The following is a 26,580-nucleotide window of genomic DNA, read 5'->3' on the forward strand; positions in this document are numbered from 1 at the left end:
TTTGACGCCTACCCATGAAATGGAAAAAAGAATTCTTATTGATATTGATTTTCATTGTGTCACAACTCAACGCACAAGAAATTCAGCTATTACACAGTGGCAATAAGGTTTCCCTGCGGGGATTATCCGTGGTGAACGATCAAGTGTTCTGGGCCAGTGGCAGTAAAGGCATGGTCGCACGCAGTACCGATGGTGGTAAAACCATTGATTGGATGCAAGTGTCTGGCTATGCGCAAAGGGATTTCCGGGATATTCATGCATTCGACAGCAATACGGCCATCATCATGGGCATTGCTGAACCTGCGGTGATGCTGCGCACTGAAGATGCTGGTAGAACCTGGACCAAGGTTTTTGAAGATACCACCAAGGGGATGTTTTTAGATGCGCTAGATTTTCAGGGATCCTATGGTGTTGTTATTGGTGATCCAATAAAGGATTCAGTATACCTGGCGATGAGTACCAATGGCGGACGCAGTTGGCAGAAAATCATTCCTGAAAACAATTGTGCAGTGATGCAAAACGGAGAAGCGTTTTTTGCCAGCAGTGGCAGCAATATTCAATGGTATGGAAAATCAAGCTCGCCCAAATTCGCTTATATCAGCGGTGGTACACAATCCAGACTATTCATCAATAACCAATGTTATACTTTGCCCATGCTGCGCGACAAAAACTCTACAGGCGCCAATGCTTTGGCTATCTCAGGCAAACAAGGTGTGATTGTGGGTGGCGATTTCGCTGCAGATAGCATCAGCACGGGTAACCTGTTGCTCTTCTCAACAGATGCACCCAATGCATTCAAGCAACCAAATACAGCACCACGTGGTTATAAAAGCAGTGTAGTAATGCTGAACAAACAACAATGGTTGGTATGTGGCACTTCAGGTGTTGATGTTTCAGATAATGCGGGCAAAGACTGGCGCTTCATTAGCAAGACCAGTTTTCACGTAGCCAAAAAATCGGCCAAGGGCCAAACCATCTATCTGGCCGGTGGCGATGGCAGAATTGCGAAACTGATTTGGTAAAATAGACAATAACCAATTGACAATACCCAATTGACAATAATCAATCAACAATAGTATGAACGCTAAAACAAGATGGCTGATTCAAGCCCCGCTCGGATTGATCTTAGTAGGTGCCGGATTGAGTATGGCGATTGACGCTGGTTCCGTAAAAGCCAGTGGTGCACCTTGGTTCTGGTATGGTACTGCAGCACTGGTGGTATTCAATAGCGGACTCTGTGTTTTTGGGGATGCAATCATCCACAAAATCCGTTCGTTAAAATTTTGACAACTGCTTAAACCCGCTGTAAAAAAAGCTGTCTCAATCCTGAAAAATCGTTTCTACGTTTTTTGCAGCAGGGTTTAGGGAGTCTGAGCAGGCTCCCTACTTTATTTTTTGAAAGCGAAGTAGACAGCCCCTAACAGAAAAAGGAAACTGATCAGGTATTTTGTTTGAAATGGCTCTTTCAGGTAGAAAACTGCGAATACAGTGAAAACCAATAAGGTAATCACTTCCTGAGCCATCTTGAGTTGAAAAGCACCCCAACCACCCTGGTAGCCAATTCTATTCGCCGGCACCATGACACAGTACTCGAAAAAAGCAATCCCCCAACTAATCAAAATTGCTTTCCATAATGGCAGTCCCTTATCCTTTAAATGGGCATACCAAGCGAAAGTCATAAAGATGTTGGAAATCAATAGCAGGAATATGGTGCGCATCATGTAAGTTTATCAGGCAAAATAATGATTCACTGACTTTGTTGGATAAGCTTTGTCAGTTTGCCATAAGAAAGATCTGTAGCACGATACTTGTACCCTAAAAGAAAAAGCGCTATGAAGAAATTTCAGGCCATCATCAGATTCAATATGGACGAGGAATTTATGTCCTTTGTACCGCCGCATCGCACGTATATCAATTACCTGATCAACAAAGGGGTAATTGACTATTACGCAGTGAGTATGGAAACACAAACAAGTTGGATCACTATTAATGCCGATGATAAAGCAGCTGTAGATGCCTATCTGGCAAAATCTCCATTGTATAAATACTGGACTTATGAGATAGATGAGTTGTTTGTTTATGACAGCCAGCAATTCAGACTTCCTGCCGTACAACTCAATTAATGAAAAGCGTAAAACAACTCAGCCTTTTATTTCTTGCAGCATGCTTATTCAGCTGTTTTATTGCTTGTAATCTGCCAGCGTCAGATTCATCACAGGATGAAAAGAGAGATCCGGAGATGACAATGCTGATGCAGGAGTTTACCAATTTCCGCAACGCAGTATATCAGGGTAATATCAGGGCTACCAAATCATTTATGGAATTTCCTGTGATGAATACCAATAATGATATCTGGTATGTTGTTTTAAATGATCAGGAACAACAATTCAGAAAAATCAATAGCCGGAAGATTATCCCATTTACTGAAGCCGATATGACCTTGTATTATCGAAAAATATTCCCAAAAGCTTTTGTGATTAGCCTTTTGAAAATTAACACAGATACACTTTTCAAAAAAGGCAGTGCATCCTCTTATGCCAATGCTGAAGACAGTATCACCAATTACAGTATGGATGTCTTTTACGATAAGGAAGTAGGTAGATTGTCACTAAATCTTTTTTACAGACGCCAGATGAAAGATAGCTATGGTAATGATGTAAAGGGTGATGAAAACAATGTGATCTACAATTTCAAAATCAAAAGAGATGGTCGCCTACTTTTCGACCATATTCGGATAGCAGCCCAAACCAGATAAAGCAAGTGTACGCACTGATGAATCTCTGTTTCATCAGAAAAAACCAAAAAAATTTTTGGCTAATCGCATCCAGCCCCTATTTTTGCACTCCCAACAAAAATGGGAGCATAGCTCAGCTGGTTTAGAGCATCTGCCTTACAAGCAGAGGGTCCGCGGTTCGAACCCGTGTGCTCCCACAGACAACCCTCCGACACTTCGGAGGGTTTCTTTTTGCCCCTACCCTTAAATTTTAAGGTCTGCCACGTATTGCTTGCCACAAAATGGCCGTTAATCATACAGCACCCTTAATTTTGCACCATGTCATTTTCAAAGCCATTCAATGAAACCAAACCCTGGGAGTCTCAGGATACGGATATTCTGACCAAGGACAGCGATGCTTGGCAATTGATTGTTTGGAATGATGAGGTGAACACTTTTGAATGGGTCATCGAAACCCTGATTGAAGTCTGCGACCACAGCACTGAACAGGCTGAGCAATGCGCCATGATTATTCATTTCCGTGGCAAATACGCCGTAAAAGTGGGCAATTACGAAACGCTGAAGCCCATGTGCGATGCCATTACTGACAGAGGCATTGGTGCTACAATTGAAGAATTGGTTTCCTAAACTATCTCCATGCCATTGTATGCGTTAGGTGAATCGCTCTGGTTTCCACCGGTGGAAGATGCATTAGAAGATGGTCTACTGGCCATGGGTGGCGATCTTGATCCGGAAAGACTTATCAAAGCCTATAGAAAAGGCATATTCCCGTGGTTTGAAGATGAAATGCCTCTCTGGTGGTGCCCCGATCCCCGTTTTGTGCTCTATCCGGATGAACTGTATATCAGCAAAAGCATGCAGCAGGTAATCAAAAGAAAGACTTTCACTTTCAAAACCAATACCGCTTTTGCTCAAGTCATTCAATACTGCAAAGCCACACCTAGAATGGGGCAAGATGGCACCTGGATTACACCCGAAGTAGAAACTGCTTATAACAAGCTTCATACACTTGGTATCGCCCATTCGGCAGAAGCTTGGCTGGATGGTCAGCTGGTGGGTGGCTTATATGGTATCAAAATGGGAAAAGTGTTTTTCGGTGAAAGTATGTTCAGCCATACCAGTAATGCCAGCAAGTACGCTTTCATTCAATATGTGGAACAACTTAAGTTGGAAGGAATTGTATTGATCGACTGCCAGGTATACACCAGTCATTTAGAAAGCCTTGGTGCCCGCATGATTCCTAGAAAATTATTCTGCAGTCTGCTGGATGAGTTGATTGACTAGCTACGATAGCCATACAAACGTTCTACATCTTTTACGATCATTTCCATAGGCTTCTCCGCGCCTTCCCGATCGTACACTTGCTTCAGGCTACTACCAAAAATGAATGCAACACCTTGCCAAAATGATGCGGTAAAAGAGCCTTTGTATTCTTTGATGATTTCAAAGCAATGCGCACCAGTTTCGCGATAAATCAATTTCATCAACACCTTACCCTGATATACCGATAAACTGGTGAGCTTATCTGTAAACTCTTTCTTTAATTCCTTCTCTCTGGCACGAATGATTCTCCTACGCTCTGCCTTATCTGTAACGCCAGCCAGTTTTACGTTGATCTCATTCATAATTCGACTGGCAGCTTTGGCATAAGGATAAGTAACATAAACCGCGTTGCGCAATCTTGTCCACTCAGCCCAATACTTTCTTTGCGCAGGCGTGAGTTTGGTATAGACTGTTACTTCCGGTAAAACATACTGCGGTACGGTATCACCTTCAGCATTAATGTATGCATAAACGGTATCTCGCTGCGGGATGAACTCCTGAGCTTCAGCTTCTTTAAAAAAAGCAGCACCCAGAAAGAGTAAGGTTAGGATGATATGTTTAGCCAACAAGCGCATCTGCTTAAAATTAGACATTGTTCTGCAGATTAATGCTGCCTTCACCCAAAAGGTAACCTTATTGAAAAGCAAAAATCAGACGGCTTTAACAGATTTACGTACCCGCTGCACGATGGACATAACAAAACCAGCTACCATCACCACAATACCCAACCACAGTACATTGATCATCGGAAACTCATATACCTTCAGTGTAATCAAGTCTGTTATCGCGGAGCTTTCTTTGATGCCTATCTCTAACTCGCCCTTCTCCTGATCCAAGACTTTATTGAAACGCAAAGCCATACTTTCTGCTACTACCGTATCTGGTAAATCGCGCACCTGCGTACCCTTGATAGCCAGACCTGGAGTGGCTTTGTACTGCTTACCAGTTTTAGAGTAGATAGTCATATCTAAGAACAGGGCATTCTCATCTGCACTGTATTTTTTGCCCTTCTCTTCTGCTGGATTCACTTTTACCTCATTCAAAACCAGCATACCATTACTATAAAAAACAGTATCACCCTTATGAATCGATCTGTTGCGATAAGTGGTCGTATCTGTTCCCTCATTACGTGTTAAATAAGAGATATAGACGAAAATATCCTTATGCCAGTAATGTCTTGCATCAGGGTTGGCAGAGAAGCCTTCACCCTGATTGTTCTTAATCAAATCAGGATACAACTTGAACGACTCGCTACTGTCTTTTGCCCTGAAATCAATTTCAAAATATTGCTTACGATCGCGGGGGTTCAAGGTATCTCTTTGGTAAGTAACCATATACTTACCCATATCAGTTTCCACTCCTTTGAAAAGGGTGATATTCTCGGCAGGATCCTCACGCTTGTCTTTCTTGAACACAGCCAAGCCGGTGGTATTCCAGCTCAACACGGTTTTCTTACTGGACGAAATCAGGATACCCACCAACACCAAACCAAAGCCAACGTGCGCAACGGAGGCGCCAGCTGCTTTCAGTTTACCTTTCAATCCCAACCACACATAGCTGGCATTGGCCACAACCGCATATACTGCCGCAAAGATGGCGAGATGAATCGCAAATAAGAATCCGGGGCCCTGCTTATCGTATCTAACACCTCCAAAGAAACTAATGGCTAAACTGATTGCCACAGCAATTAATGTTGGCAGCCAGATTTTCTTTCCAAACTGATCTTTGGGTGTGTCTTTGTATTTGAAATACTGTGTAAGCGCAGTTAATAACCCTACCACAATCGCAACCCATACCTGAATCTGGTTGTGCGCAAACTCTGGATCTTCCGGAGGTGCAATCTGTGTTCCAAATACTTTATTGAATACAGGTGTGGATGTTTTAGCAATGATTACCACACCGGCCAGAAAGAATACCAATGCACCAATAAACATCCAGAACTCACGACTATAGGTATTCTCTTCTTTCACGATAGCGGGGATGGATTTGTAGCGTGCTGCAAACAAACCAATCGCAGGAAACAAGAACACCAACACAAACAACAATAACTGCGTATTCATACCCAAGTCTGTGAACGCGTGCACAGAAGTATCGCCCAACACACCGCTTCTTGTTAAGAAGGTTGAGTACAGAATCAGGATAAATGTGATGATATAAAAGAAATAAGTGCTTCTCAATGAATAACCTGTGCTCTTATAGATAAGGTTGGTATGCAACCCGGCAATCAATGTCAACCAAGGCACCAACGAAGCATTCTCCACAGGATCCCATGCCCAATAACCACCAAAAGACAAACTCTCATAAGCCCATGCAGCACCCATCATGATACCAGTTCCGAGAATAGCACCAGTAAAAGAAGCCCAGGGTAAAGCTGGTTTAATCCAACCATGATCTTTGTTGTATAAGCCTGCCATCGCATACGCAAAAGGCACAATCGTAGATGCAAAACCTAAGAACAATACGGGCGGGTGAATCACCATCCAGTAATTCTGCAACAATGCATTCAGACCATTACCGTCTTTTATTTTGGACAAATAATCCGGCATGCTGAAAATTGGTGCATCCATTTCGTTGCGCAGCAATACAAAGGGACTACTACCCACTTTCACCTCAAAGAAATAGATCCCAACAATCATCGTGGCAATGGTAAACTGCGCAAAACTTACGACAGTCATTACACCAGCTTCCCATTGTTTCGACTTCCAAATCAATATCCAACCCAATACACAATGCCAAAAGCTCCACAGCATGAAACTGCCCTCCTGTCCTTCCCAGAAACAGCTGAGCAAGTATTCTATTTGCAAGCTGCGATCACTGTGCTGCCAGGCATATTTGTATTCAAATAAGTGATTGGAAATGATGTAGTACAAAACAACGAACATACCCATCACGGAAACTGTCTCCAGAAAGAATGCACCACGGGCAATGCGAATCCAATTCTGACGATCTGGACCTAACTGTTTTTTGTTGGCTATGAAATATGCGATGGTTGCAACAATGGATGCCACCAAAGACAATACAGCAAAGAACTGACCTATTTGTCCGGGTAATAAATGTTCGCCTAAATATTGCATGGGAATAAACAATACATCCCGACAAATGCCGGGATGATGAGAAAATTATTTTGTAGTGCCGGCTTGCTCTAACTCCTTACTGGCAGCCTGCATATCGTCTTTGTATTTGCTCGGACATTTCATTAAGATATCCTTGCATTCAAAATGATCGCCTTCCATACGGCCTTTCAATACCAAACGCTCACTTTTTTCCATATCAGTTGGCTTGGTATTGTGGTAAACAACTTTAACCACATTTCCGAGTGTATCAACTGCTGTAAAAGAAAGGTAATTCGGGTTTTTCACCGGATCGTAATCCATTGGCTGGGTTTTATCCAGTTTGGCAATCAGGTTCACAAATTTGCCTTCCTTCTTTTTGGCTGAAGCAACGGTTTCGTAAGTGGTCAAATCACCTGTATAACTGATTAATACTGTGATAGATATAGCAATCAACACCAGAATCACAATATGCATCTTCTTCATAGATAGCCGTTTGTGCGCAAAAGTAAATCAAAAACCCTTGGCGGGCACAAACGTTTGATGAATCGCCCTGTTAAAAAGCGAAACTTCCACAACCGCCTTAAAAAATGTGCAGAAACGGAACATACTTTTTTGGTGTGAGAATTAGCCACTAATTTGCGGCGCGCTTTAGCAAGCAGATTATGACCGATCTATCGAATTTTAACCCCAACTCCGCCGGTAACCCGAATAACAACATTTTCGGCCTGCCTTTTACTGAAGAAGAAGCCAAACTGGTTTTATTGCCTATCCCCTGGGAAGTAACAGTAAGTTACGGTGCAGGTACCGCCAGATCAGCTGAACATATTTTCAAAGCCAGCTTACAGGTGGATTTATATGACAACGACTACCCAGATGCTTGGAAGCAGGGCTATTTCATGAAAGAAGTTGATAAAAAGATTCTGCTGAAAAGCGATTACCTGCGTAAGGAAGCTGAACTCTATATCGACTATATCTCCAAAGGTGAAGCTTTAGAGAAAAACAAGTTCATGTGCAAAAGCCTGAAAGAAATCAATGAAGGCAGTCACATGTTGAACGATTGGGTGCAAGCCAAAACACAAGAACTCTTAGACAAGGGTAAACTGGTTGGTTTGATTGGTGGCGATCATAGCACACCACTTGGCTATTTAAAAGCCTTAGCCAAGAAATACGGCGAGTTTGGCATTATTCAGATTGATGCGCATTGCGATCTGCGCAAAGCATACGAGGACTTCAAATATTCGCACGCATCCATCATGTACAATGTACTGAGTGAAATTCCTGAAGTGAGCAAACTGGTACAGGTGGGTATCCGCGATTATTGCGATGAAGAATGTGCTTGTATTCAGGAAAGCCCTAACCGTATCATCACGTATTTTGATCAGCATATCAAAGAACGCCAGTACGAAGGCGAAAGCTGGAAATCTATTGTTGATGAAATTGTTGCACACCTGCCCCAACAAGTCTATATCAGTTTTGATATCGATGGTTTAGATCCCAAGCTTTGTCCCAACACCGGCACCCCAGTAAACGGAGGGTTCGAAACAGAACAAGTTTTGTATCTCTTCAAAAAAATCAAAGCCAGTGGCCGACAGTTTATCGGTTTTGATTTGGTAGAAGTTGGTGTGGGCGAATCTGATTGGGACAGCAATGTTGGTGCCCGCCTTTTATACAGAATCTGTAATATGATGGTACAAGCATGAGTACCTATGATTTTGTGATAACGACCAAGAGACCTTCTTATCGATATATCGATTGGACAGGGCAACTCATGATCTTTATTGCAATCATAGAATTGGGTACTGGGCTTGCTGAATGGACCAACCAAAAATGGACCATACTTGTCTCCATTGTTTTTATGCTATTGTTTTGGGGGTATAATCGCTTTAACAAACAAAATACCCATCAACCCTATTACCGCACTTCTCTTTTTATCGCAGCCATTGCATTGTACTATCTTGCTGGTTATCCTGTATGGCTGGCTGTTTTATATGTTGCAGCCGGTATTGCTGAGGGACTGGCAAAATTTCCTGAGGAAATCGGTTTCAATAATGACCAGGTTGTCTTCAATACACTGCCGAAGAAAGTGTACAATTGGAATGAGTTCTCAAATATTTTGATCAAGGACGGTGTGATTACGATTGATTTCAAAAACAACCGTCTCTTCCAAAAAGATTTACAGGAACCTGTTTACGCATCGCTGGAGAAAGAATTCAACGCGTACGCGCAAGAACAATTAAGGATTAGTGCTGAATCCGGAAAGTGAATCTGCGGGCAATACTCGGGTTAGGACCAAGTACCCCAATGGTTTGAACACCAGTTAGCGAGAAAATGCCATCAGCAAAATAAGTGATACCAAAAATACCGTAGAGTACTTCTTGCCAACCAATGGGCTGCTGACGGAATGCGGCATATGCAACCGTTGCCCCTAAAACCGATTGTACAGTAGTGTACACCACACTTGACCAATGGCGATAATGGTATACCCCATGCAATCGACTCAATGGAAATTCAACAGTCTGTTTTCTGCCCTTGATCTGTAAGATAGAATCTTGAATGATCGTCAGTACACCTTTTTGGGTACGAATCATATCACCATCAAAATAAGAAAACGTATATCGCTTACCCTCTACAAATGAAAGCTGTCGGTTTCTTTTTTCGGCAATCAACGTGCTTTTTTGTGCAAGCAGCTGACCAACCAATAAACAGCCTATCAATACCAACAGTGCTCTCATATGCATTTTTGATAAAAGTATTGGTGATAAAACAATATGTCAAACACTGCCCAACACCTGAGGGCATAAAAAACAAGCCGCCTTAACGATTCGCTAAGGTTCTGCCCGATTCAGTTATTTTTGCAGCTAAACCACAGATTTTGAGTTTAGCACATTCCCCATATCTCCTGTACTCAGATGGCCAGGGCAATATTTTCGAAGACACCAGTCTCTATGCCGAAGGCAGGGCCGGATGGGATGCTTTTCCCATTCCTGAAGAAGATTGGATTGTTTTACCTGATGGAGGTAACTTATATGAATTGCCTGGCAGGAAGGGAATTGGTATTGATGTAGTCACAGGTGAAATGCGTTTGTGCGATAAGGGCTGGGCTGTAGCCGCATTCATTCCACCAGCACACACCGGTCTTTGGTTGGCTGCTTACGAAACTGACGCCGATGCACCCACCCTGCCTTTGTTTTGTTATACCGCTGCAGGCTGGTACGATAACCAATTCTATGTAACAGCTGTGCGCATTGAACAGGACATTCGTCAGGAATGTGCAGGCTATGATGATACCAAGATCAAATCAGGCACACAAAATTTATTAGAGACTTATCCGCATAACCGCTTGGTGAAACACTTGATGGAAAATTGCTGCATGACCTATAACTGTCCGGCAGCGAGAAACTTCTCCTTATCACGTTGGGAATGTCCCGTACCCACTTCACCGGCTTGTAATGCCAATTGTATTGGTTGCATTTCCTTCCAGCCGGAAGAAGAACAGATTGTTTCTACGCAAGACCGACTCACCTTCAAACCCAGTGCAGAGGAGATTGTGGAGTTTACGGTGCCGCATTTGATGTCTGCACCATTTCCTATTGTCAGCTTTGGACAAGGTTGCGAAGGCGAACCACTGTTGATGTGGGAAACCATTCGCGAAGCGATTATTGAAATCAGAAAACATACGGATCGCGGCAGCATCAATATCAATACCAATGGTTCAAGACCGGAATGGGTGAAAGCATTGTGTGAAGCAGGATTGAACAGTATTCGCGTCAGCACCAATTCTGCACGCAAGCATATTTATGAAGCCTACTATCGCCCAAACAACTACAGCTTTGAAGACATTGTGGAGAGCCTGAAAGTAGTGAGAAGCTATGGCGGCTGGGCAAGCATTAATTATTTTGTTTTCCCGGGTATGACGGATAGTGTGGAAGAATATGAAGCACTGCGCAAGTTGATCAAAGAAACCGATCTCAGTATGATTCAATGGAGAAATTTCAATATTGATCCGGATTGGTACTTGGGTAAGATCAACGTGAGTGATACCGGAGAGATGATGGGCGTGAAACAACTACAGGATTTGATTCGGGAAGAATTCCCCAACCTCAAGTTTGGTTATTTCAATCCGCCCATGGAACGCATCAAGGGTAATTACGCAATGGACTTTGCACACTAAGCAGTCAAATTGAAACAAACAGCAACAGCAGGTATTCTTTTAGCATTGATTGCTACATTGATCTGGAGCGGCAATTTCATTATTGCAAGAGCCATTTATGCTGACATACCACCGATTACGCTGTCCTTGTTTCGCTGGGCAACAGCCTCTTTGATTCTGCTGCCTTTCAGCATCCAAAAGACAAAAACTGTTTGGCCCATCATTCGCAGCAATGGCGGCTATTTTTTCTGGACGTCACTTACCGGCATTGCACTCTTCAACACTTTTGTGTATGTGGCCGGACATTATACCACTGCTACCAATATGGCTTTGATTGGCACTACTTCCTCGCCTATTTTCGCCATGCTGATGGCTGCTGTGTTTTTGAAAGAAGCTTTATCGTGGCAAAGAATATTGGGTGTACTACTATGCATCAGTGGTATTCTCTTACTCATCACAAAAGCCAGTTGGTATAACTTACTGCATATTCATTTTTCCATTGGTGATGTATGGATTTTATTAGCAGGACTTTCCTTTGCTATCTACAATTTATTGGTACGAAGAAAGCCTGCTGGTATTTCACCGATTGTTTTTCTTTTCACGATTTTCAGTTTGGGTACTTTACTACTACTCCCCTTTAGTTTATTAGAATTACAGCAAGGTGGTAAAGTGATCAGCAGTTGGAAACTCTGGGGTATGATTGCTTATCTGGGTTTGGGCACTTCCATAATTTCTTTTTTATGCTGGAATGCAGCGATTGAAAGACTGGGTGCTGTGCGTACGGCATTGTTTGGTAACCTCATCCCCATCTTCAGTTCTATTGAAGCATTGATACTCTTGAAAGAATCATTCAGCTGGTTACATGCAACAAGTGCAGCACTGGTATTGATGGGCTTATTCATTGCCAATAACTTTTTTAAAGTCAAGCGCGCATGATCGACTGGCAAATGATATTACTCCTCTGTGCATTTGCCTTTCTCGCGGGCTTTGTAGATGCCATTGTAGGCGGTGGCGGTTTGATACAAACTCCTGCAGCGTTAATCTTACTGCCCAATCTGCCTGTTGCTACGGTAATAGGTTCTTTGAAAATTCCTTCTTTCAGCGGAACGGCTTTCGCGGTGGTGCAATACCTCAAAAAAGTGCAAGTATACTGGATGCAGATTGCTGTGATGTGTGCGGTGGCATTTGGTGCAGCTCATTCAGGCTCGATGTTATTGAGCATGGTGAGTAATCAGTACATGAAGCCCATCATCTTTATCGTGCTTTGTGGCGTAGCCATTTATACTTATACGAGAAAACAATTCGGACAAACAAAGACCAAAACGCTCACACCAACACAAAACTGGATTCGTTCTATTACCATCAGCCTCATCATTGGTTTTTATGATGGGTTTATTGGTCCGGGTGCAGGTAGTTTTCTGGTGTTGGCATTTATTGCGGTTTTGGGACATGATTTCCTCCACGCCAGTGCCCACGCCAAACTGGTGAATCTGGCCACAAATTTGGGCTCCATTCTTTTGTTTGTGTTAAAAGGTTCAATTATCTGGAGTATTGCTATTCCTATGGCTGTGAGCAATGCGCTGGGCGGTATACTTGGTGCAAGAACAGCCATCGCCAAAGGCAATCAATTCATCCGCATCTTCTTTCTGTTGGTGGTATTCGGCACCCTAATTCGTTTTGGGTATGATATCTTCTTCAAGTAATCTACACTTCGCCGCTGTTGGTCGCCTGACCAACAGATAAAAAGCTAAAAGAATATCTTGCTGGTAAGGCGACCAGCAAGGGCTATCCTATCAACACATTGTGAAAGCTTTTTGCCAAAGGAGAATATTAACCTTTCCTTACTGCAAAAAGTGTCTATCGGTCTTTTCTTTGTGAAGTTTTCAACATTGCCGCAGTGGCAGCCAAACCCTTGTAGATTTGTTATGTACGCAACAGCCATGCAGCTCAGTTACGAAAGAAGCAAAAACGCCAAAGCCGCCGTGATTACAACAGTTATCTGCGGAAGTATTCTTTTGCTCTTTTTTCTGGTGCAGTGGCAGATACCTGTTGAGCCGCCCCTGCCCTTAGAAGAAGGTATTGAAGTGAATCTGGGCAATAGCGAAACCGGCTTGGGTGATATTCCACCACAAATTCCCGGCGATCCTGCACCCGATGCTACGGAAGCAACTACTCCTCCACCTACTGCAACAACAACTGAATCCAAGATTGAAGCAGACCCAACAGATGATCCGGAATCTCCAGAAGTGAATACAGCCGTGAAAAAGCCGGAGAACAAAGTCTTGAACAATTCTGCAGTTAATAAGCCTAGTGCCAAACCAGCTACCACTGCAGCTACCACCGTAGCAGCTAAACCCAAAGCCTTATTCAAAACACCCGGTGCTACGGGTACTGGCGGTAACAATGCCGACAGCTACAATGGTGTGCGCAACCAAGGCATTGCTGGCGGTACGGGTGATCAGGGCAAGCCCAATGGCAATCCTAATTCAGATAGCTATACGGGTAATGGAGGAAGCGGCAATAGCGGCGTGCGCATCAGAAGCGGATTGGATGGCAGACGCATTACCCGACTACCTTCTTTTGAAGACGACTTCAATGAGAATGCCAAAGTAGCCGTAGACATTACCGTTGATGCCAATGGCGCTGTTACCAGCGCTGTGGTGAATCCCCGTGGCACCACCACCACCAATCAGCAGATTAGATCTATTGCATTGCGAAAAGCACGACAGCTAAAATTGAATCCAGGCAGCGAACCTGAACAAACCGGCACCATCGTTTTCGATTTCAAACTGCGGGGTTGATTATCTTGCAGCCTGCATGAATTACCAGCAGACCATTGACTATTTATTTGCACAATTGCCCATGTTTAGCCGACTGGGTGCTGCGGCTTATAAAAAAGACCTGCACAATACCATAGCGCTCTGCGAAGCATTGGGTAATCCGCATCATCATTTCAAAAGCATTCATATAGCCGGCACCAATGGTAAAGGCTCCACGAGTCATATGCTAGCGGCCATCTTACAAACTGCCGGTTACAAAACAGGCTTGTACACTTCTCCCCATCTGCAAGATTTTCGTGAGCGCATAAAAGTGAATGGTGCGATGTGCAGCGAAGAATTTGTGGTTCGATTCACTGAAAGAATTCAACCACTGATTACTGAACTGCAACCTTCTTTTTTTGAAATCACTGTTGCAATGGCTTTCAGTTGGTTTGCTGAACAGCAAGTTGATATTGCGGTGATTGAAACTGGCCTTGGCGGAAGATTAGACAGCACCAATATCATTCAGCCGGAGCTCAGCATCATCACCAATATTGGCTGGGACCATATGAACCTGCTGGGCAATACTTTGGAATCCATCGCAGGCGAGAAAGCCGGTATCATCAAACCCAATACACCCGTGGTCATTGGTGAAGCCGGTGGTAGTATTGAAGCGGTATTCACAGAACAGGCAAAGCAGCAAGGTGCACAACTCATTTTCGCACAATCCATTCGACAGATAACGCATACAGCATATCAACACCAGCACTTAACAGTGGAGGTTAGCAAAGGCGATGCAACAACTACTTATTTGCTTGACCTGAATGGCATCTATCAAACACAAAACCTATTGACCGTTTTAGCTGCTACTGATGTATTGCAACAAAATGGTTGGCCATTGAGCGATGCCTATATTAAATCAGCATTAGCCAATGTAAAATCACTCACTGGTTTGTATGGCCGATGGGATATCATTCAAGAATCGCCTTTGGTGGTATTGGATGTTGGCCACAATGAAGATGGTATTAAACAAATTATTCGTCAGCTTAACCATACAAGTTACCAGCAACTGCATATCATCACCGGCATGGTAAAAGATAAAGATGTAGATAAAGTACTTACGCTATTGCCTAAACATGCCCACTACTATTTTACCAAAGCACAAATACCCAGAGCACTACCTGAAAATGAATTACTGGAAAAAGCTGTCGCGAATGGGTTGACCGGAAAAGCTTATGCTGAAGTGAACACTGCATTACAAGCAGCGCTACAAGCAGCTAATGAAAACGATTTGATCTTGGTGTGCGGCAGTGTATTTGTGGTTGGAGAAGTGGACAGATCAGCTATTGCGCGTTAACCAGCCTAAGCGCACAGCAGCTGCGAACATGGCTCCGGCTTGTATGCCATGCGTGAATTGATGCGCTAAGAGAAAATCTAAAAACTGTTCCTTACTGTAGTACACCAATTCCAAATCTTCAAATGCATCTAAATTCTGCGCAACTGTTTTCTTGGCGTTGCGTGCAATAAAGAACCAGGCCATATTGCTTTCCAAAGGCGGATTGGGATACACTTGAAACAACAACTCCACATCCTCACTTACATAACCTGTCTCTTCCCGCATCTCGCGCTTCACTGCATCCATCGGCGCTTCTCCGGGATCAATCATACCACCGGGCAATTCAATGGATACAATGCCAGCCGCATGGCGATATTGTTTCACCAATACCACCTGCTCTTCTTCTGTTACAATCAGCACATTACAAAAGCTGGGGATATCCAGTATAATGTAAGGTGATAAAATTCTACCATCCGGCAATTCGCAGGCCTCTTCCCTAACCTGCATCCACTTACGATGAAAAGTAATATCAGAAGATAAAATTCGCCAGGACTGTTCCATTACTGAATGTTTAGCTTGCCCATATGCATAAGGGCATATAAAATGGTGCAGGTCTGCATCGATTGTATAAATCCCTGCTTTTTGAATAAATCAATAAACTCATCCCACTCTACCAGAAATACTTCCACATCTTCTTCCGTATCTCTTGCAGCACTTGAATCATATTCACCACCCGTTGCGAGAAACATGCGCATCAAATTGGTATTGGTGGTTGGGTTAGGAGAAATCGCACCCAAGTATTCAATCTTATCAAAACGATAACCGGTTTCTTCTAATAGCTCTCTCGCCATCGCATCTTCCAAGCTTGCATCGGTTGCATCTACACAACCGCCCGGCAGTTCTGTGGAGATTACGCCCAAACCATGACGATACATGCGCTCTAAAATCACTTTACCATCCTTGGTAATTGCCACAGCAGTTGCATAATCAGGGAAACCATAGACATAAAACGGCTCAATGATTTTACCATCTGCTGTCTGGCAGGTATCTGCACGCACATCCGTCCACTTGTCTTTCAGTAGTTGTTTCGATGCAAGGGTTGTCCAACGTAACTCACGCATCTTACCAGCCTTTTTGTTCTCTCAGTGAAGTAATGTGTGCAGTATGGTGTTTGCCATGCCAAGCATACATACCGAGTAAATGCCAGAGCGTAAACACTTTGCCATGCTGCGGATGAATGACCGTGCGATTCAGCCAAACAGATTCCTTTAAATCTTTAATGGCTTCATACCACCGCAAATGCAGGGCATGCAATAAAGTAAGCGAAACATTTACGGGTAGAACAGCCACATCTGCTAAACTTGTCCAAGCATTTTCATCATAAGGCTTGATGGTGGGCTGCTCTTCAGTTAAACCCAGCTTGAAACGTGTATACGCATTCATATGGCTGTCTGCAACATGGTGCACCACTTGCTTCAGTGTCCAGCCACCTTCACGATACGGCGTATCTAATTGCGCTTCATCTAAATTCTGGATTGCCATTTCCAATGCTTGCGGCAGGAACTTGATGTCCAACAACCATTCCTGCAATTGCTTTTGGGAAAAAGGCTGTGGTACATATTCGCCAATGGGATAACGTGGGTCTGTTGACATCTGTATATTTTAAGCATCACGCAATGCGTGGCCGGTTAAATGAATGAATACATCTTCCAAATTGGCTTGCTTTACTTCTTTAGGTCTTTCAAAACCGGTGGCTACCAATTCATCAATAAGTTGATCCGGTGTGTTAATGGCAATAATTTTACCGCTATCAATGATGGCCACCCGATCACACAACACTTCTGCTTCATCCATATAATGTGTGGTGATGATCACCGTAGTTCCTTTTGAGCGGATATCACGAATCAAATCCCACAAGTTTCTACGCGCTTGCGGATCCAAACCTGTTGTAGGCTCATCAAGAAAAATAATCTTGGGCTGATTGATCAGCGTTGTGGCGATGGAGAAACGTTGCTTTTGTCCGCCACTCAATTCTTTGTACTTGGCTTTTGCTTTGTCGCGCAAGTTCACACTATCCAACAAAGTGAGCGGATCAATGGTTTGGTTATACAGACCTGCAAACAATTCCAACAACTCAGTTAAATTCAACCCAGGATAATAACCCGATGTCTGCAACTGCACACCAATGATTTTTTTGATTTCATTGGGCTGTTTATCCAGATCAAAACCATCCACAAGAACCTTACCGGCTGATTTCTCACGTAGGGTTTCGATGATTTCCAATGTTGTGGATTTACCTGCACCATTGGGCCCCAACAAGCCAAAAATCTCTCCTTCATACACATCAAAGCTGATGCCCTTTACTGCTTTAAAATCGCCGTAGGACTTATGCAAATCTTGTACTGAAATGATGGTCTCGCTCATACTTATTTATTTTCCAAGAGGAATACGCAGACTAAATTTTGTATTTGATGCATTACCAGGCTGCTTGGCAGCAGCAAAACTGGTTGCTGCAGCGCGCAAGTGTTGCGAGGCAATACCATTCAACACACCACCTGTACCGCTACAGACGATACCACCACCCAACAACCACCAACGTGCACTATTGTTTTCATTATTCCAGATGATAATTGAGCTCAGTGCAGCAAGCGTTCCAACTACATTTAATGCGATAGCTCCAGTTTTGTTACGCTTGTACTGTTGAAAATGCATGGTTACTTCCGGCTGATTGAGTTGATTCACCAGTGCAGAAAGTTGCCGATTACCAGAATACAATCTGCCCTGATACACCAGTGCCGGTCTTGCTAATGTTGGAATAAAGCCCAGTCCCGATGGATTGTGGTAATACATCTGCGCATCCAATACAGGCGTTTGTGCCTGAGAAGCATACACAGCAGAGAGACAAAACAAGCCAATCAAAAATTTACGCATCATATTCTTTTAAGTGTTGTTCGAGTTCATCCATCATCAGCTTGCTACCCACAAAGAAGGGCGAGCGCTGATGCAATTCAGTAGGTTGTATATCCAGGATTCTTTGTTGGCCGTTCGTAGCAACACCTCCTGCCCTTTCAATAATGAATGCAAAAGGATTACACTCATATAACAAACGAAGTTTGCCACCGGGCTTATCCGTCATGCCGGGATACATGAAGATGCCACCCTTGATCAGGTTACGATGCACATCTGCCACCATACTACCGATATAACGCTGTGTGTATGGTCCACCATTGGTCTTATTCTTTTTCTGGCATGTAGTAATGTATTGCTGTACGCCTTTGCTGTACTGGAAGAAATTACCGTGGTTGACAGAGTAAATTCTACCTGAGGGCGGACATTGAATATCCGGATGACTCAGGCTGAACTCGCCGATAGAAGGATCAAGCGTAAAGCCATTCACGCCGCGGCGTGTTGCATATACAAACATGGTACTGCTACCATAGATTACGTAGCCTGCTGCAACCTGCTTATTGCCGGGCTGCAGAAAATCTTCTTTGGTACAAGGCTTACCAATTTCGCTTACGCGACGATAGATGCTGAAGATAGTACCAATGGAAACATTCACATCAATATTCGCAGAGCCATCCAAAGGGTCGAATAAGCAAACGTATTTGCTGTTATTACTCACTTCATCATCGAAGATTTCAATTTCATCCATTTCCTCGCTGCCAATACCTGCGCAACTGATACCATGTCGCAAAACACCTACCAACTGACTATTGGCATATACATCCAGCTTTTTCACATCTTCTCCCTGTACATTGGTATGACCTGCATCGCCCAGGATATCCACTAAACCAGCTTTATTCACTTCCACATTCACACGCTTGGCAGCAAGACCAATATCCCTCAACAGACTGCTGAGCTCACCGGTTGCAGTAGGAAAATTCCGTAACTGCTGCAGGGTAAACTCATCCAGCGTTAAGACCTTTCTGTTAATCATCATATGGGTTATCGTTTACTGGTAAAGATAGGACGGATTTATACCCAAGCCTCGGTAAAATGGGCAAAAATCATGGCTCAAACAGCCATGCCTGAACTATCTTTGATGGATTCAGATGGTAAAGCAGGGACTATGATCAAGGTATTCAAGTTTGGAGGCGCTAGCGTTAATAGTATAGATAGGATTCAACAACTGGCCAGGATTCTGGAACAGTATCGGGATGATCAGTTGGTGCTGATCATTTCTGCCATGGGCAAAACCACCAACGCACTGGAAAAAGTGGCGGAAGCATTCTATGCCGGCAACCAAGAAGAAGCAATTCAACTGTTTCATGTGGTGAAGCAACAGCACCTCACTACCGCCAAATACCTGCTGGTTACCCATTACAATGCTTGCCACGACCAATTGAATGATTTTTTTACCGAAGCTGAATGGTTACTGCATGATAAGCCGGTAAGGAATTACGATTATTACTATGATCAGCTGGTATGTATAGGTGAATTGCTCAGCACCTGTATCATCAGCTATTTCCTCAATGAAAAAGGGTTATCCAATACATGGTTAGATATCCGCGATCTCTTGCGCACCGATGATAATTTCCGTGATGCCAATGTGGACTGGGATTTCTCAGGGCCCAGAATTCACAAAGCCATTCACGAAGCACTTTCTGCAACAAAATGCTGTATTGTACAGGGCTTTATTGGTAGTACAGATGAAAATGAAAGCACAACCCTCGGCAGAGAAGGCAGCGATTTTACCGCAGCCATAGTTGCCAATGTGTTGGATGCGAGCGGACTAACAATTTGGAAGGATGTGGAAGGTGTGATGAACGCAGACCCACGCCAATTTCCGGAAGCACAATACATCAGCGAGCTGAGTTTTGAAGAAGTCATTGAAATGGCCTATTATGGTGCGCAGGTGATTCACCCAAAGACCATCAAGCCTTTGCAGAACAAAAACATTCCGCTCTATGTGAAATGTTTTCTGGATACCAGTTTACCCGGCACAGCTATTACCGGTAAAAAAGTAAAACAATTACCCCCTGTTATTGTGGTGAAAAAAGATCAGGTATTGATGCACCTGCATAGTCAGGATTTCTCTTTTGTTGGTGAAAAGCCTTTGGGTGATCTCTACACCATTTTTAATGAAACCAGATTCAAACCCAACCTGATACAGACCGGCGCCATCAGTGTTCAGCTTTGTGTAGATAATCGTACTGAGAAACTGGATCAACTTGCTGCCAAAGCAGCTACCCTATTTGATGTGCAGATTGAAAAGGGACTAACACTTTTAACGATTCGTCATTACACAGTTGACTTACTGCAGAAAATGACAGCAGGCAAAAAAATTGTGTTGCAACAACAGACAACGGAAACTGTACAGGTATTATACCATGAATGATTGATTCAGGTATTTGGCCAGCATACTATTTAACTCTTCCTGCTTAAATGGCTTTACCAGAATATCATTGATACCGGCTGCTTTGTACGCTTCAACATCATCTTTAAAGATGGAAGCAGTCATAGCAATAACAGGCACATTAGATTTGGCTTTGTTGCCATATTGACGAATACGCATGGCCAATTGATCGCCCGTTAGCTTGGGCACATTGATATCAGCCAATACAATATCGTAGTGATTGCTTTCAAACAAACGCAAAGCTTCCTCGCCATCTTTCGCCACATCAAAAATCATGGCTGCTTTTCTTAAAAGCATGGTTAGCAACATCACATTCATTTCGTTGTCTTCTACAATCATTGCTTTTCTACCAAGGAAAACCTGTTGCACTTCTTGGGATTGTCTCTCCAGCGAAGGCGCAAACGCAATCTGATATGGAATAATAAAACTGAATAAAGAACCTTTACCAACGGTACTCTCCACTTTCATTTCCCCACCCTGTAATTCTACAAGCATTTTACAAATAGGTAATCCAAGACCAGTTCCTTGCACAGCTCTTCTACCTTCCTTACCACTATTGCTTGCCTGGGCAAATTCTTCGAAAACCATACCAATCTGGTCTGCCGGAATTCCGATACCTGTATCTCTGACTGATATCTGCAATTCCAAATCCTTAGCATTGCGAATAGGCAAAGAAGCCACTAATTCTACTGTACCTTTTTCGGTGAACTTCACTGCATTGCTTACCAAGTTGAATAAGATTTGCTTGAGTCGGTAAGCATCCCCAATTACCATAAGCTCTTCATCAATCTCTAATCGGCTAATCAGTTGAATACCTTTATTGGTTGCAGACATGGAGAAAGCAAACACCACTTCGCCGATGATTTTTTTCAGCGAGAACGCCTCCCTGGTCAACTGCATTTTGCCAGCATCCAATTTGGAGAAATCGAGAATATCATTCACAATCGAGAGTAAGTGATCTGAAGACGCAGTAATCGCTTGTGCAAATTTTTTCTTCTCTGGGTCAGCTTCCTGCTTTTCAATCAACTCAGCAAAGCCTACAATTGATGTAAGCGGTGAGCGTATCTCATGACTCATATTACTGAGAAAACGAGTGCGCGTTCTGGCCAGCCTTTCTGCTTCTTCTCTTGCTTCAAGAATGTCTTTCTCATAATAGACCATCTTGAAGATATTATAACCCAATACTATGATAATAATCAGTATCACACCAAGAGAGCCATAGGAAAGCAGCTCAATGTTTTTCTTTGCCTGTATAATGCTAACAATACCACGTTGATTTTCTTCCTGTCTTGTTTGCGCCTCTCTCTCCCGAATGGTTTTACGCGCATCATTCAAGGCATACAAAAGTGTCAGCGATCCATCTGCGAAAAGCCTTTGTTGCTCCTGCAGAAAAGTTTGTAATACCTGGGGGCGCTTAGCAGCAAATCCCAATACATCTGACTGCATCTGACGAACAGTTGCGGTATCTGAAAAAGCGTTTGTGGTATCTGCCAACAAGAGATCTTTTCTGATCTGCTGCAAATCTTCAAACGACAATTCTCCAAGTATGCTTTCCTGACTTGCTGCTGAAGTATTGTTGCTAATCCGATTCAACACATCCACCCTTCTACCTAGTGCAAGTTTCTTGTTTAACTGAGCACGAATATTGGTTACCAAGGCACTGTCTTCACCTACCTGTAATTCATCTAGGTATTGCGACATCTTCATCATGTGTCCATCATACTGCTCCAAAAATCCACGTTCATTGGAAGCCTGATAGATCATGTATTTATTGTCGGCAAGTGATAACTCATCATTGGCATCCCTTAGTAAAGTAAGACTCACACTTTCCTGTGCTAATAAATCAACGTTATCGCCTAAGGTTGACAAATTCCGAACGGTAACAATATTGCTGAAAAGAATGGCCACAATCACCAGCAAACACACGGTGATCAGAGTAATATTTGATCTGGAAAGTCGAGGTATTCCTTTCATTGGGCCAATTTTGCCTGCAAACAGGTGGTGCAGCAGCTAAACCGGATGGGAAAATAGGCTGCTTCGCCTAGAAAATCAAATAATCTCCCTGCTTATTTACAGCCACCACGGGCAAACGATGCTTTTGCTCAAACAAGTGATAGGCTTTTTCCATACTGCTCACCAGCTTACTATAGCCGGGCTTGTCTTTGATGGTAGTTTCTAACCAGAGCTGGCGTTCAGTTTTCCCAAAACGCACTGGGAAGATATGGACGGGAATAAAATCCTGCCCAGCTCCCTTTGCCAAAACCGCCAAGACATATACTTCTTCTACCGGATCGTTCTGCAAAGGCAGACAACCAATGGTTACACAAGCACCATGAATGTAAATATCGTTACCGGGTTGTTGCTTATCGGATAATACCTTGTCTGACGAATTGGGATAGTTCAAACCCAATGATAAATGGTAGGTTGACTGAGGATTAAATTCATTAATGCTATAAAAACCTTCCGGCACCTGAAAATCGCCTGATATACGCTTAGGCCCAAGGGTACCGCTCATGGCACAGATGGCATAAGTTTTAAATAAGCGGAAACTATCCAGTACAAAATCTCGCGCCCAAACTTCTAGTTTACCCTCCGCCTTAAATGCACGGAAATAGACTTGCTTCAATGGCCATACAAAACCATTGGCCTTAGCATGCATTTTCAAGGAATCTTCTTTGTGGCGGAATGCTGCTGCCACACGGGGGTATTGTTTCTGCATAGACACAAAGCCTGATTGTGCATCAGCTTCTGCAACAAAACACATGCAACAAATACCCAAATAAAAAAGCAGCTTCATGGATTAAAAATACCAAAACACTTCCATGAAACTGCTTTATTTATAACGCTTTTAGCAAGCCTGAAGGCTGATGTATCATGTCACACGCGCATAAGAAGTAATCACAATGGGTCTCAAAAAAGTAGCTTTAAATGAAACTTTACTGCGAAAAAGAGATAAGAATTCTTTGGAAAACGCTTGTTGATTGATTGCAGGAATATATGCATCGTTTTTATCCATTTTTCTGACCTCAACAGGTATTATCACCAACTGATCTTTAGCATTTTCACTACGCCACATGGATTTAGTTTGCATTAAAAATTTACCCAATTGCTGATTAAACCAAGTTGGTTGATCGTTCATAAACTGAACGGTATCCAAATTGCCTGCTTGATCAAATTCCAAAAATGCTGTTGTAAAAAAAGAGTAATGAAGCGTATCATCATGCATGAACTTCATGATTCCCCTTTCAATCAGCTTGCTCAGCTCAGCATCTCCCGCTGCAAAACCAGCGTTTGATTGCGCGTTAGACACAATTGATAGGCATAGAAGTGACAAGAAAAACAAATAGCGCTTCATGAATATCTCTTTGATCAATCAATTCACTTACAAATTCCCCCTCAGCTCCTGTTCACGTTCAATCGCTTCAAACAAGGCTTTGAAATTACCCTTACCAAAACTCTTGGCTCCTTTACGCTGGATGATTTCAAAGAACAAAGTTGGTCTGTCCTCAACTGGCTTGGTAAAGATTTGTAAGAGATAACCTTCATCATCACGATCTACCAGAATACCCAATTCACGCAGTGGCGCCAGGTCTTCATCAATATGGCCTACTCTATCCAACAAATCATCATAATAAGTAGTGGGTACTTGTAAAAACTCCACACCTCTGCTGCGCAGCGCAGTTACTGTTGATACGATATCATGAGTAGCCAAGGCCACGTGCTGACAGCCTTCGCCATCATAAAACTCTAAATACTCTTCTACCTGCGATTTTTTCTTGCCTTCAGCTGGTTCGTTGATGGGAAACTTTACGAATCCGTTGCCATTACTCATCACCTTACTCATCAATGCTGAGTATTCTGTAGAAATATCGTTATCGTCAAAAGAGAGAATGTTTCTGAAACCCATTACATCTTCATAAAATTTCACCCACTTGTTCATCTGATTCCAACCAACATTACCAACGCAATGATCTACATACAATAAACCCGTTTGCTCAGGATTGTAATAAGGCGTATTCCACGCGCGGAAGCCGGGCAAAAACACACCGCTATAATCTTTACGCTCTATAAACAGGTGTACGGTATCTCCATAAGTATGAATACCACTAATTACTGCCTTTCCACCTGCATCTTCCAACACAATTGGTTCCTGATAACTCTTAGCACCTCTGCTAGTGGTCTGATGCCAAGCGTCTTTTGCATCGGGCACACGAAGTGCCAGCACTTTCACCCCATCACCATGCTTATAGATATGATCAGCGATTGGATTACCGGCACGCAGCGGTGTGGTGAACATGAAAGTGAGTTTGTTCTGACGAACCACATAGCTCACTTTGTCTTTCATGCCTGTTTCCGGACCGGCATAAGCCAGACTCTGAAAGCCAAAAGCGGTTTTATAGAAATGGGCAGCTTGTTTGGCATTGCCAACATAGAACTCTACATAATCCGTGCCTTCTAGTGGCAGAAAATCCTGCGTAGCAGCAGGGGCAGGTGTTGATGCAAGCATCGTATCCATACAATTGATTTGTGTTTATGTAAATGATGAGTAAGCCTAGCGAGGGTGATCAAGTATTGATCAGGCAAGTTTATCCATGGCCAATGCTTCCATGAGCAGGCAGTAGCAACCGCGCTTGTCTGTAAAATGCTTATGTGCGTAATCTGGCAGCATGTGGAACAAAAATAGCCAAATTGCTTGTTCTTCCAAGTCCGCAGCTCCGTTGTGGATACTATCTTCGCAGCTATGAAAATCGGAATCCTGGGTGGCGGCCAATTGGGCCGGATGTTATTGCAAGCTGCAGCCAATTATACAGTGGAGACTTTTGTACTGGAGAACGATGCCAATTGTCCGGCTGCACACCTCTGCCACCACTTTGTAAAAGGTGATATCCGCGATTTCGATACGGTATACCAGTTTGGTAAAAACTTAGACGCCATCACTATTGAAATTGAATCGGTGAATGTGGATGCATTGGAAAAGCTAGAGCAAGAAGGCGTGAAAGTATATCCCAAACCATCCGCAATCAAAACCATCAAAAACAAGATTCGCCAAAAGGAATTCTATGCCCGGCATGAAATTCCAAGCCCGGCTTTTGTAGTTACCAATAACCTGAACGAATTACAAGCCCAGTCAGCATTTCTACCTGCTGTACACAAACTGGCCGAAGGTGGCTATGATGGTAAAGGCGTTCAAGTAGTAAAGGCAGAAAGTGAAATCAATCTCGGCTTCGACGCACCGGCTGTGCTAGAGAAAATGGTGAATATCGCTAAAGAAATCGCCATCATCGTTGCCGTGAATGATGCCGGCGAAACCGCCATCTTCCCTCCTGCTGAAATGGTATTTGACCCTGTCCTTAATTTATTGGATTATCAGGTGAGTCCTGCCAAACTAGATGAAAAAACTTTGTGGAAGACGGAAGCCATTGCCATCAAAGTAGCCAAATCATTACAAAGTCCCGGCTTATTCGCCATTGAACTATTCGTTGATAAAAACGGCGAAGTGCTGGTAAACGAAACTGCTCCTCGTGTACACAACAGCGGCCACCATACCATTGAAGCCAATTACAGCAGCCAGTACGATATGCTTTGGCGCATCATGCTGGGTTATCCATTAGGCAATACAGCGCCTATTCTACCTGCTGCTATCGTCAATCTCTTAGGCGCACCAGGTTATGATGGAACAGCTGCATACGATGGATTAGATGAAGTGTTGCGTATGGATAATGTATTCGTACACCTCTATGGCAAAGCACAAACCAAACCCGGTAGAAAAATGGGGCATGTGACGATTATCAGCAAGGAGTATCAGGACCTTACTTATAAGGCCAATAAAATCAAGCACACACTGAAAGTGGTTAGCAAATAACCA

Annotated in this window: 30 protein-coding genes and 1 tRNA gene; 16 read left to right on the forward strand and 15 right to left on the reverse strand. The window is 43.3% G+C overall.

Going from position 1 to position 26,580, the window contains the following annotated elements:
- The first annotated feature begins 14 nt into the window (after nt 1–14).
- Both J0L83_04830 and J0L83_04835 read left to right on the forward strand, forming a co-directional pair.
- Complete coding sequence (locus J0L83_04830; GenBank protein MBN8663873.1) at nt 15–1,022, forward strand: oxidoreductase; 1,008 nt, start codon at nt 15–17, stop codon at nt 1,020–1,022.
- Nucleotides 1,023–1,077: 55 nt separating this feature from the next.
- Nucleotides 1,078–1,287 (forward strand): hypothetical protein, encoded by a 210-nt coding sequence (locus tag J0L83_04835; protein ID MBN8663874.1) that lies wholly within the window; start codon nt 1,078–1,080, stop codon nt 1,285–1,287.
- A gap of 101 nt (nt 1,288–1,388) precedes the next feature.
- Here J0L83_04835 and J0L83_04840 read toward each other — a convergent pair whose 3' ends face one another.
- Complete coding sequence (locus J0L83_04840) at nt 1,389–1,718, reverse strand: DMT family protein (GenBank protein ID MBN8663875.1); 330 nt, start codon at nt 1,716–1,718, stop codon at nt 1,389–1,391.
- A gap of 114 nt (nt 1,719–1,832) precedes the next feature.
- On the opposite strand from J0L83_04840, the gene J0L83_04845 reads away from it, so the two are divergent.
- From J0L83_04845 to J0L83_04865, 5 genes are all read left to right on the forward strand, one after another.
- On the forward strand, nt 1,833–2,123 hold the full coding sequence (locus J0L83_04845) for a hypothetical protein (protein ID MBN8663876.1): 291 nt from the start codon (nt 1,833–1,835) through the stop codon (nt 2,121–2,123).
- Nucleotides 2,123–2,755, forward strand: coding sequence for a hypothetical protein (locus J0L83_04850; GenBank protein ID MBN8663877.1), 633 nt, complete (start codon nt 2,123–2,125; stop codon nt 2,753–2,755). The genes J0L83_04845 and J0L83_04850 overlap by 1 nt, the downstream gene beginning before the upstream one ends.
- A 101-nt stretch (nt 2,756–2,856) precedes the next feature.
- A tRNA-Val gene (locus J0L83_04855) sits at nt 2,857–2,931 on the forward strand.
- A gap of 121 nt (nt 2,932–3,052) precedes the next feature.
- On the forward strand, nt 3,053–3,361 hold the full coding sequence (locus J0L83_04860; protein ID MBN8663878.1) for an ATP-dependent Clp protease adaptor ClpS: 309 nt from the start codon (nt 3,053–3,055) through the stop codon (nt 3,359–3,361).
- A gap of 9 nt (nt 3,362–3,370) precedes the next feature.
- On the forward strand, nt 3,371–4,018 hold the full coding sequence (locus tag J0L83_04865; GenBank protein MBN8663879.1) for a leucyl/phenylalanyl-tRNA--protein transferase: 648 nt from the start codon (nt 3,371–3,373) through the stop codon (nt 4,016–4,018).
- On the opposite strand, the gene J0L83_04870 is transcribed toward J0L83_04865, so the two are convergent.
- From J0L83_04870 to J0L83_04880, 3 genes are all read right to left on the reverse strand, one after another.
- A complete protein-coding gene (locus J0L83_04870) occupies nt 4,015–4,632 on the reverse strand; it encodes a DUF4294 domain-containing protein (protein MBN8663880.1) in 618 nt (205 codons plus the stop codon). The genes J0L83_04865 and J0L83_04870 overlap by 4 nt on opposite strands.
- Nucleotides 4,633–4,707: 75 nt before the next feature.
- A complete protein-coding gene (gene ccsA, locus J0L83_04875) occupies nt 4,708–7,131 on the reverse strand; it encodes a cytochrome c biogenesis protein CcsA (protein MBN8663881.1) in 2,424 nt (807 codons plus the stop codon).
- 45 nt (nt 7,132–7,176) lie between these two features.
- Entirely contained in the window at nt 7,177–7,593 is a 417-nt protein-coding gene (locus J0L83_04880; GenBank protein ID MBN8663882.1) for a cytochrome c maturation protein CcmE, read from the reverse strand.
- A 179-nt stretch (nt 7,594–7,772) separates the two neighbouring features.
- Here J0L83_04880 and J0L83_04885 point away from each other — a divergent pair, with 179 nt between their 5' ends.
- Complete coding sequence (locus J0L83_04885) at nt 7,773–8,810, forward strand: agmatinase family protein (GenBank protein MBN8663883.1); 1,038 nt, start codon at nt 7,773–7,775, stop codon at nt 8,808–8,810.
- The gene (locus J0L83_04890; GenBank protein ID MBN8663884.1) at nt 8,807–9,373 is read left to right on the forward strand and encodes a hypothetical protein; all 567 of its coding nucleotides are present in this window, start codon (nt 8,807–8,809) and stop codon (nt 9,371–9,373) included. Before J0L83_04885 ends, J0L83_04890 begins: the two co-directional genes overlap by 4 nt.
- Here J0L83_04890 and J0L83_04895 read toward each other — a convergent pair.
- Complete coding sequence (locus J0L83_04895) at nt 9,351–9,842, reverse strand: hypothetical protein (GenBank protein ID MBN8663885.1); 492 nt, start codon at nt 9,840–9,842, stop codon at nt 9,351–9,353. The genes J0L83_04890 and J0L83_04895 overlap by 23 nt on opposite strands.
- Before the next feature lie 140 nt (nt 9,843–9,982).
- On the opposite strand from J0L83_04895, the gene J0L83_04900 reads away from it, so the two are divergent.
- From J0L83_04900 to J0L83_04920, 5 genes are all read left to right on the forward strand, one after another.
- Entirely contained in the window at nt 9,983–11,281 is a 1,299-nt protein-coding gene (locus tag J0L83_04900) for a radical SAM protein (GenBank protein ID MBN8663886.1), read from the forward strand.
- 9 nt (nt 11,282–11,290) lie between these two features.
- A complete protein-coding gene (locus J0L83_04905) occupies nt 11,291–12,196 on the forward strand; it encodes a DMT family transporter (GenBank protein ID MBN8663887.1) in 906 nt (301 codons plus the stop codon).
- On the forward strand, nt 12,193–12,963 hold the full coding sequence (locus J0L83_04910; GenBank protein MBN8663888.1) for a TSUP family transporter: 771 nt from the start codon (nt 12,193–12,195) through the stop codon (nt 12,961–12,963). The genes J0L83_04905 and J0L83_04910 overlap by 4 nt, the downstream gene beginning before the upstream one ends.
- Nucleotides 12,964–13,200: 237 nt before the next feature.
- On the forward strand, nt 13,201–14,061 hold the full coding sequence (locus J0L83_04915; GenBank protein MBN8663889.1) for a hypothetical protein: 861 nt from the start codon (nt 13,201–13,203) through the stop codon (nt 14,059–14,061).
- 16 nt (nt 14,062–14,077) lie between these two features.
- Nucleotides 14,078–15,376: a bifunctional folylpolyglutamate synthase/dihydrofolate synthase gene (locus J0L83_04920; protein ID MBN8663890.1), complete on the forward strand. Its 1,299-nt coding sequence runs from the start codon at nt 14,078–14,080 to the stop codon at nt 15,374–15,376.
- On the opposite strand, the gene J0L83_04925 is transcribed toward J0L83_04920, so the two are convergent.
- From J0L83_04925 to fbp, 6 genes are read right to left on the reverse strand one after another with little or no spacing between them, the layout of a single operon-like run.
- Entirely contained in the window at nt 15,359–15,916 is a 558-nt protein-coding gene (locus J0L83_04925; GenBank protein MBN8663891.1) for an NUDIX hydrolase, read from the reverse strand. The genes J0L83_04920 and J0L83_04925 overlap by 18 nt on opposite strands.
- On the reverse strand, nt 15,916–16,476 hold the full coding sequence (locus J0L83_04930; protein MBN8663892.1) for an NUDIX hydrolase: 561 nt from the start codon (nt 16,474–16,476) through the stop codon (nt 15,916–15,918). Before J0L83_04930 ends, J0L83_04925 begins: the two co-directional genes overlap by 1 nt.
- Nucleotide 16,477: 1 nt before the next feature.
- Nucleotides 16,478–17,008, reverse strand: a complete 531-nt coding sequence (locus J0L83_04935) for a putative metal-dependent hydrolase (protein MBN8663893.1) — start codon at nt 17,006–17,008, stop codon at nt 16,478–16,480.
- 9 nt (nt 17,009–17,017) lie between these two features.
- On the reverse strand, nt 17,018–17,779 hold the full coding sequence (locus J0L83_04940) for an ABC transporter ATP-binding protein (GenBank protein MBN8663894.1): 762 nt from the start codon (nt 17,777–17,779) through the stop codon (nt 17,018–17,020).
- Between the two features lie 6 nt (nt 17,780–17,785).
- Nucleotides 17,786–18,289 carry a hypothetical protein gene (locus tag J0L83_04945; GenBank protein ID MBN8663895.1) on the reverse strand — a complete coding sequence of 168 codons (504 nt, stop codon included), beginning with the start codon at nt 18,287–18,289 and terminating at the stop codon, nt 17,786–17,788.
- The gene (gene fbp, locus J0L83_04950; protein ID MBN8663896.1) at nt 18,279–19,298 is read right to left on the reverse strand and encodes a class 1 fructose-bisphosphatase; all 1,020 of its coding nucleotides are present in this window, start codon (nt 19,296–19,298) and stop codon (nt 18,279–18,281) included. Before fbp ends, J0L83_04945 begins: the two co-directional genes overlap by 11 nt.
- A gap of 132 nt (nt 19,299–19,430) precedes the next feature.
- Here fbp and J0L83_04955 point away from each other — a divergent pair, with 132 nt between their 5' ends.
- Entirely contained in the window at nt 19,431–20,696 is a 1,266-nt protein-coding gene (locus J0L83_04955) for an aspartate kinase (protein ID MBN8663897.1), read from the forward strand.
- Here the strand turns inward: J0L83_04955 and J0L83_04960 are convergent.
- The 4 genes from J0L83_04960 to hppD all read right to left on the reverse strand — a co-directional run bounded on the left by J0L83_04960 (nt 20,682) and on the right by hppD (nt 25,230).
- The gene (locus J0L83_04960) at nt 20,682–22,688 is read right to left on the reverse strand and encodes a response regulator (protein ID MBN8663898.1); all 2,007 of its coding nucleotides are present in this window, start codon (nt 22,686–22,688) and stop codon (nt 20,682–20,684) included. The genes J0L83_04955 and J0L83_04960 overlap by 15 nt on opposite strands.
- A gap of 67 nt (nt 22,689–22,755) precedes the next feature.
- A complete protein-coding gene (locus J0L83_04965; GenBank protein ID MBN8663899.1) occupies nt 22,756–23,478 on the reverse strand; it encodes a hypothetical protein in 723 nt (240 codons plus the stop codon).
- 108 nt (nt 23,479–23,586) lie between these two features.
- Nucleotides 23,587–24,069: a hypothetical protein gene (locus J0L83_04970; protein ID MBN8663900.1), complete on the reverse strand. Its 483-nt coding sequence runs from the start codon at nt 24,067–24,069 to the stop codon at nt 23,587–23,589.
- Between the two features lie 27 nt (nt 24,070–24,096).
- Nucleotides 24,097–25,230, reverse strand: coding sequence for a 4-hydroxyphenylpyruvate dioxygenase (gene hppD, locus J0L83_04975; GenBank protein ID MBN8663901.1), 1,134 nt, complete (start codon nt 25,228–25,230; stop codon nt 24,097–24,099).
- 225 nt (nt 25,231–25,455) lie between these two features.
- Between hppD and J0L83_04980 the strand changes: the two genes are divergently transcribed.
- Nucleotides 25,456–26,577, forward strand: a complete 1,122-nt coding sequence (locus J0L83_04980; GenBank protein ID MBN8663902.1) for a 5-(carboxyamino)imidazole ribonucleotide synthase — start codon at nt 25,456–25,458, stop codon at nt 26,575–26,577.
- The last annotated feature ends 3 nt before the right edge of the window (nt 26,578–26,580 follow it).

The organism is Chitinophagales bacterium, assembly GCA_017303835.1.
In the GTDB taxonomy this organism is placed as follows: Bacteria; Bacteroidota; Bacteroidia; order Chitinophagales; family Chitinophagaceae; genus JAFLBI01.

Excerpts from the sequence above, each read along its gene's own strand:
- hppD (MBN8663901.1), bottom strand. The coding sequence starts at position 25,230 with ATGGATACGATGCTTGCATCAACACCTGCCCCTGCTGCTACGCAGGAT.
- J0L83_04940 (MBN8663894.1), bottom strand. The coding sequence starts at position 17,779 with ATGAGCGAGACCATCATTTCAGTACAAGATTTGCATAAGTCCTACGGC.
- J0L83_04980 (MBN8663902.1), top strand. The coding sequence starts at position 25,456 with ATGAAAATCGGAATCCTGGGTGGCGGCCAATTGGGCCGGATGTTATTG.
- J0L83_04830 (MBN8663873.1), top strand. The coding sequence starts at position 15 with ATGAAATGGAAAAAAGAATTCTTATTGATATTGATTTTCATTGTGTCA.
- J0L83_04935 (MBN8663893.1), bottom strand. The coding sequence starts at position 17,008 with ATGTCAACAGACCCACGTTATCCCATTGGCGAATATGTACCACAGCCT.
- J0L83_04860 (MBN8663878.1), top strand. The coding sequence starts at position 3,053 with ATGTCATTTTCAAAGCCATTCAATGAAACCAAACCCTGGGAGTCTCAG.
- J0L83_04885 (MBN8663883.1), top strand. The coding sequence starts at position 7,773 with ATGACCGATCTATCGAATTTTAACCCCAACTCCGCCGGTAACCCGAAT.
- J0L83_04880 (MBN8663882.1), bottom strand. The coding sequence starts at position 7,593 with ATGAAGAAGATGCATATTGTGATTCTGGTGTTGATTGCTATATCTATC.
- J0L83_04845 (MBN8663876.1), top strand. The coding sequence starts at position 1,833 with ATGAAGAAATTTCAGGCCATCATCAGATTCAATATGGACGAGGAATTT.
- J0L83_04930 (MBN8663892.1), bottom strand. The coding sequence starts at position 16,476 with ATGCGTGAGTTACGTTGGACAACCCTTGCATCGAAACAACTACTGAAA.
- J0L83_04895 (MBN8663885.1), bottom strand. The coding sequence starts at position 9,842 with ATGAGAGCACTGTTGGTATTGATAGGCTGTTTATTGGTTGGTCAGCTG.
- J0L83_04915 (MBN8663889.1), top strand. The coding sequence starts at position 13,201 with ATGCAGCTCAGTTACGAAAGAAGCAAAAACGCCAAAGCCGCCGTGATT.
- J0L83_04920 (MBN8663890.1), top strand. The coding sequence starts at position 14,078 with ATGAATTACCAGCAGACCATTGACTATTTATTTGCACAATTGCCCATG.
- J0L83_04945 (MBN8663895.1), bottom strand. The coding sequence starts at position 18,289 with ATGATGCGTAAATTTTTGATTGGCTTGTTTTGTCTCTCTGCTGTGTAT.
- J0L83_04965 (MBN8663899.1), bottom strand. The coding sequence starts at position 23,478 with ATGTGTTTTGTTGCAGAAGCTGATGCACAATCAGGCTTTGTGTCTATG.
- J0L83_04960 (MBN8663898.1), bottom strand. The coding sequence starts at position 22,688 with ATGAAAGGAATACCTCGACTTTCCAGATCAAATATTACTCTGATCACC.
- J0L83_04925 (MBN8663891.1), bottom strand. The coding sequence starts at position 15,916 with ATGGAACAGTCCTGGCGAATTTTATCTTCTGATATTACTTTTCATCGT.
- J0L83_04865 (MBN8663879.1), top strand. The coding sequence starts at position 3,371 with ATGCCATTGTATGCGTTAGGTGAATCGCTCTGGTTTCCACCGGTGGAA.
- J0L83_04870 (MBN8663880.1), bottom strand. The coding sequence starts at position 4,632 with ATGCGCTTGTTGGCTAAACATATCATCCTAACCTTACTCTTTCTGGGT.
- J0L83_04890 (MBN8663884.1), top strand. The coding sequence starts at position 8,807 with ATGAGTACCTATGATTTTGTGATAACGACCAAGAGACCTTCTTATCGA.
- J0L83_04840 (MBN8663875.1), bottom strand. The coding sequence starts at position 1,718 with ATGCGCACCATATTCCTGCTATTGATTTCCAACATCTTTATGACTTTC.
- J0L83_04910 (MBN8663888.1), top strand. The coding sequence starts at position 12,193 with ATGATCGACTGGCAAATGATATTACTCCTCTGTGCATTTGCCTTTCTC.
- J0L83_04970 (MBN8663900.1), bottom strand. The coding sequence starts at position 24,069 with ATGAAGCGCTATTTGTTTTTCTTGTCACTTCTATGCCTATCAATTGTG.
- J0L83_04850 (MBN8663877.1), top strand. The coding sequence starts at position 2,123 with ATGAAAAGCGTAAAACAACTCAGCCTTTTATTTCTTGCAGCATGCTTA.
- J0L83_04835 (MBN8663874.1), top strand. The coding sequence starts at position 1,078 with ATGAACGCTAAAACAAGATGGCTGATTCAAGCCCCGCTCGGATTGATC.
- ccsA (MBN8663881.1), bottom strand. The coding sequence starts at position 7,131 with ATGCAATATTTAGGCGAACATTTATTACCCGGACAAATAGGTCAGTTC.
- fbp (MBN8663896.1), bottom strand. The coding sequence starts at position 19,298 with ATGATGATTAACAGAAAGGTCTTAACGCTGGATGAGTTTACCCTGCAG.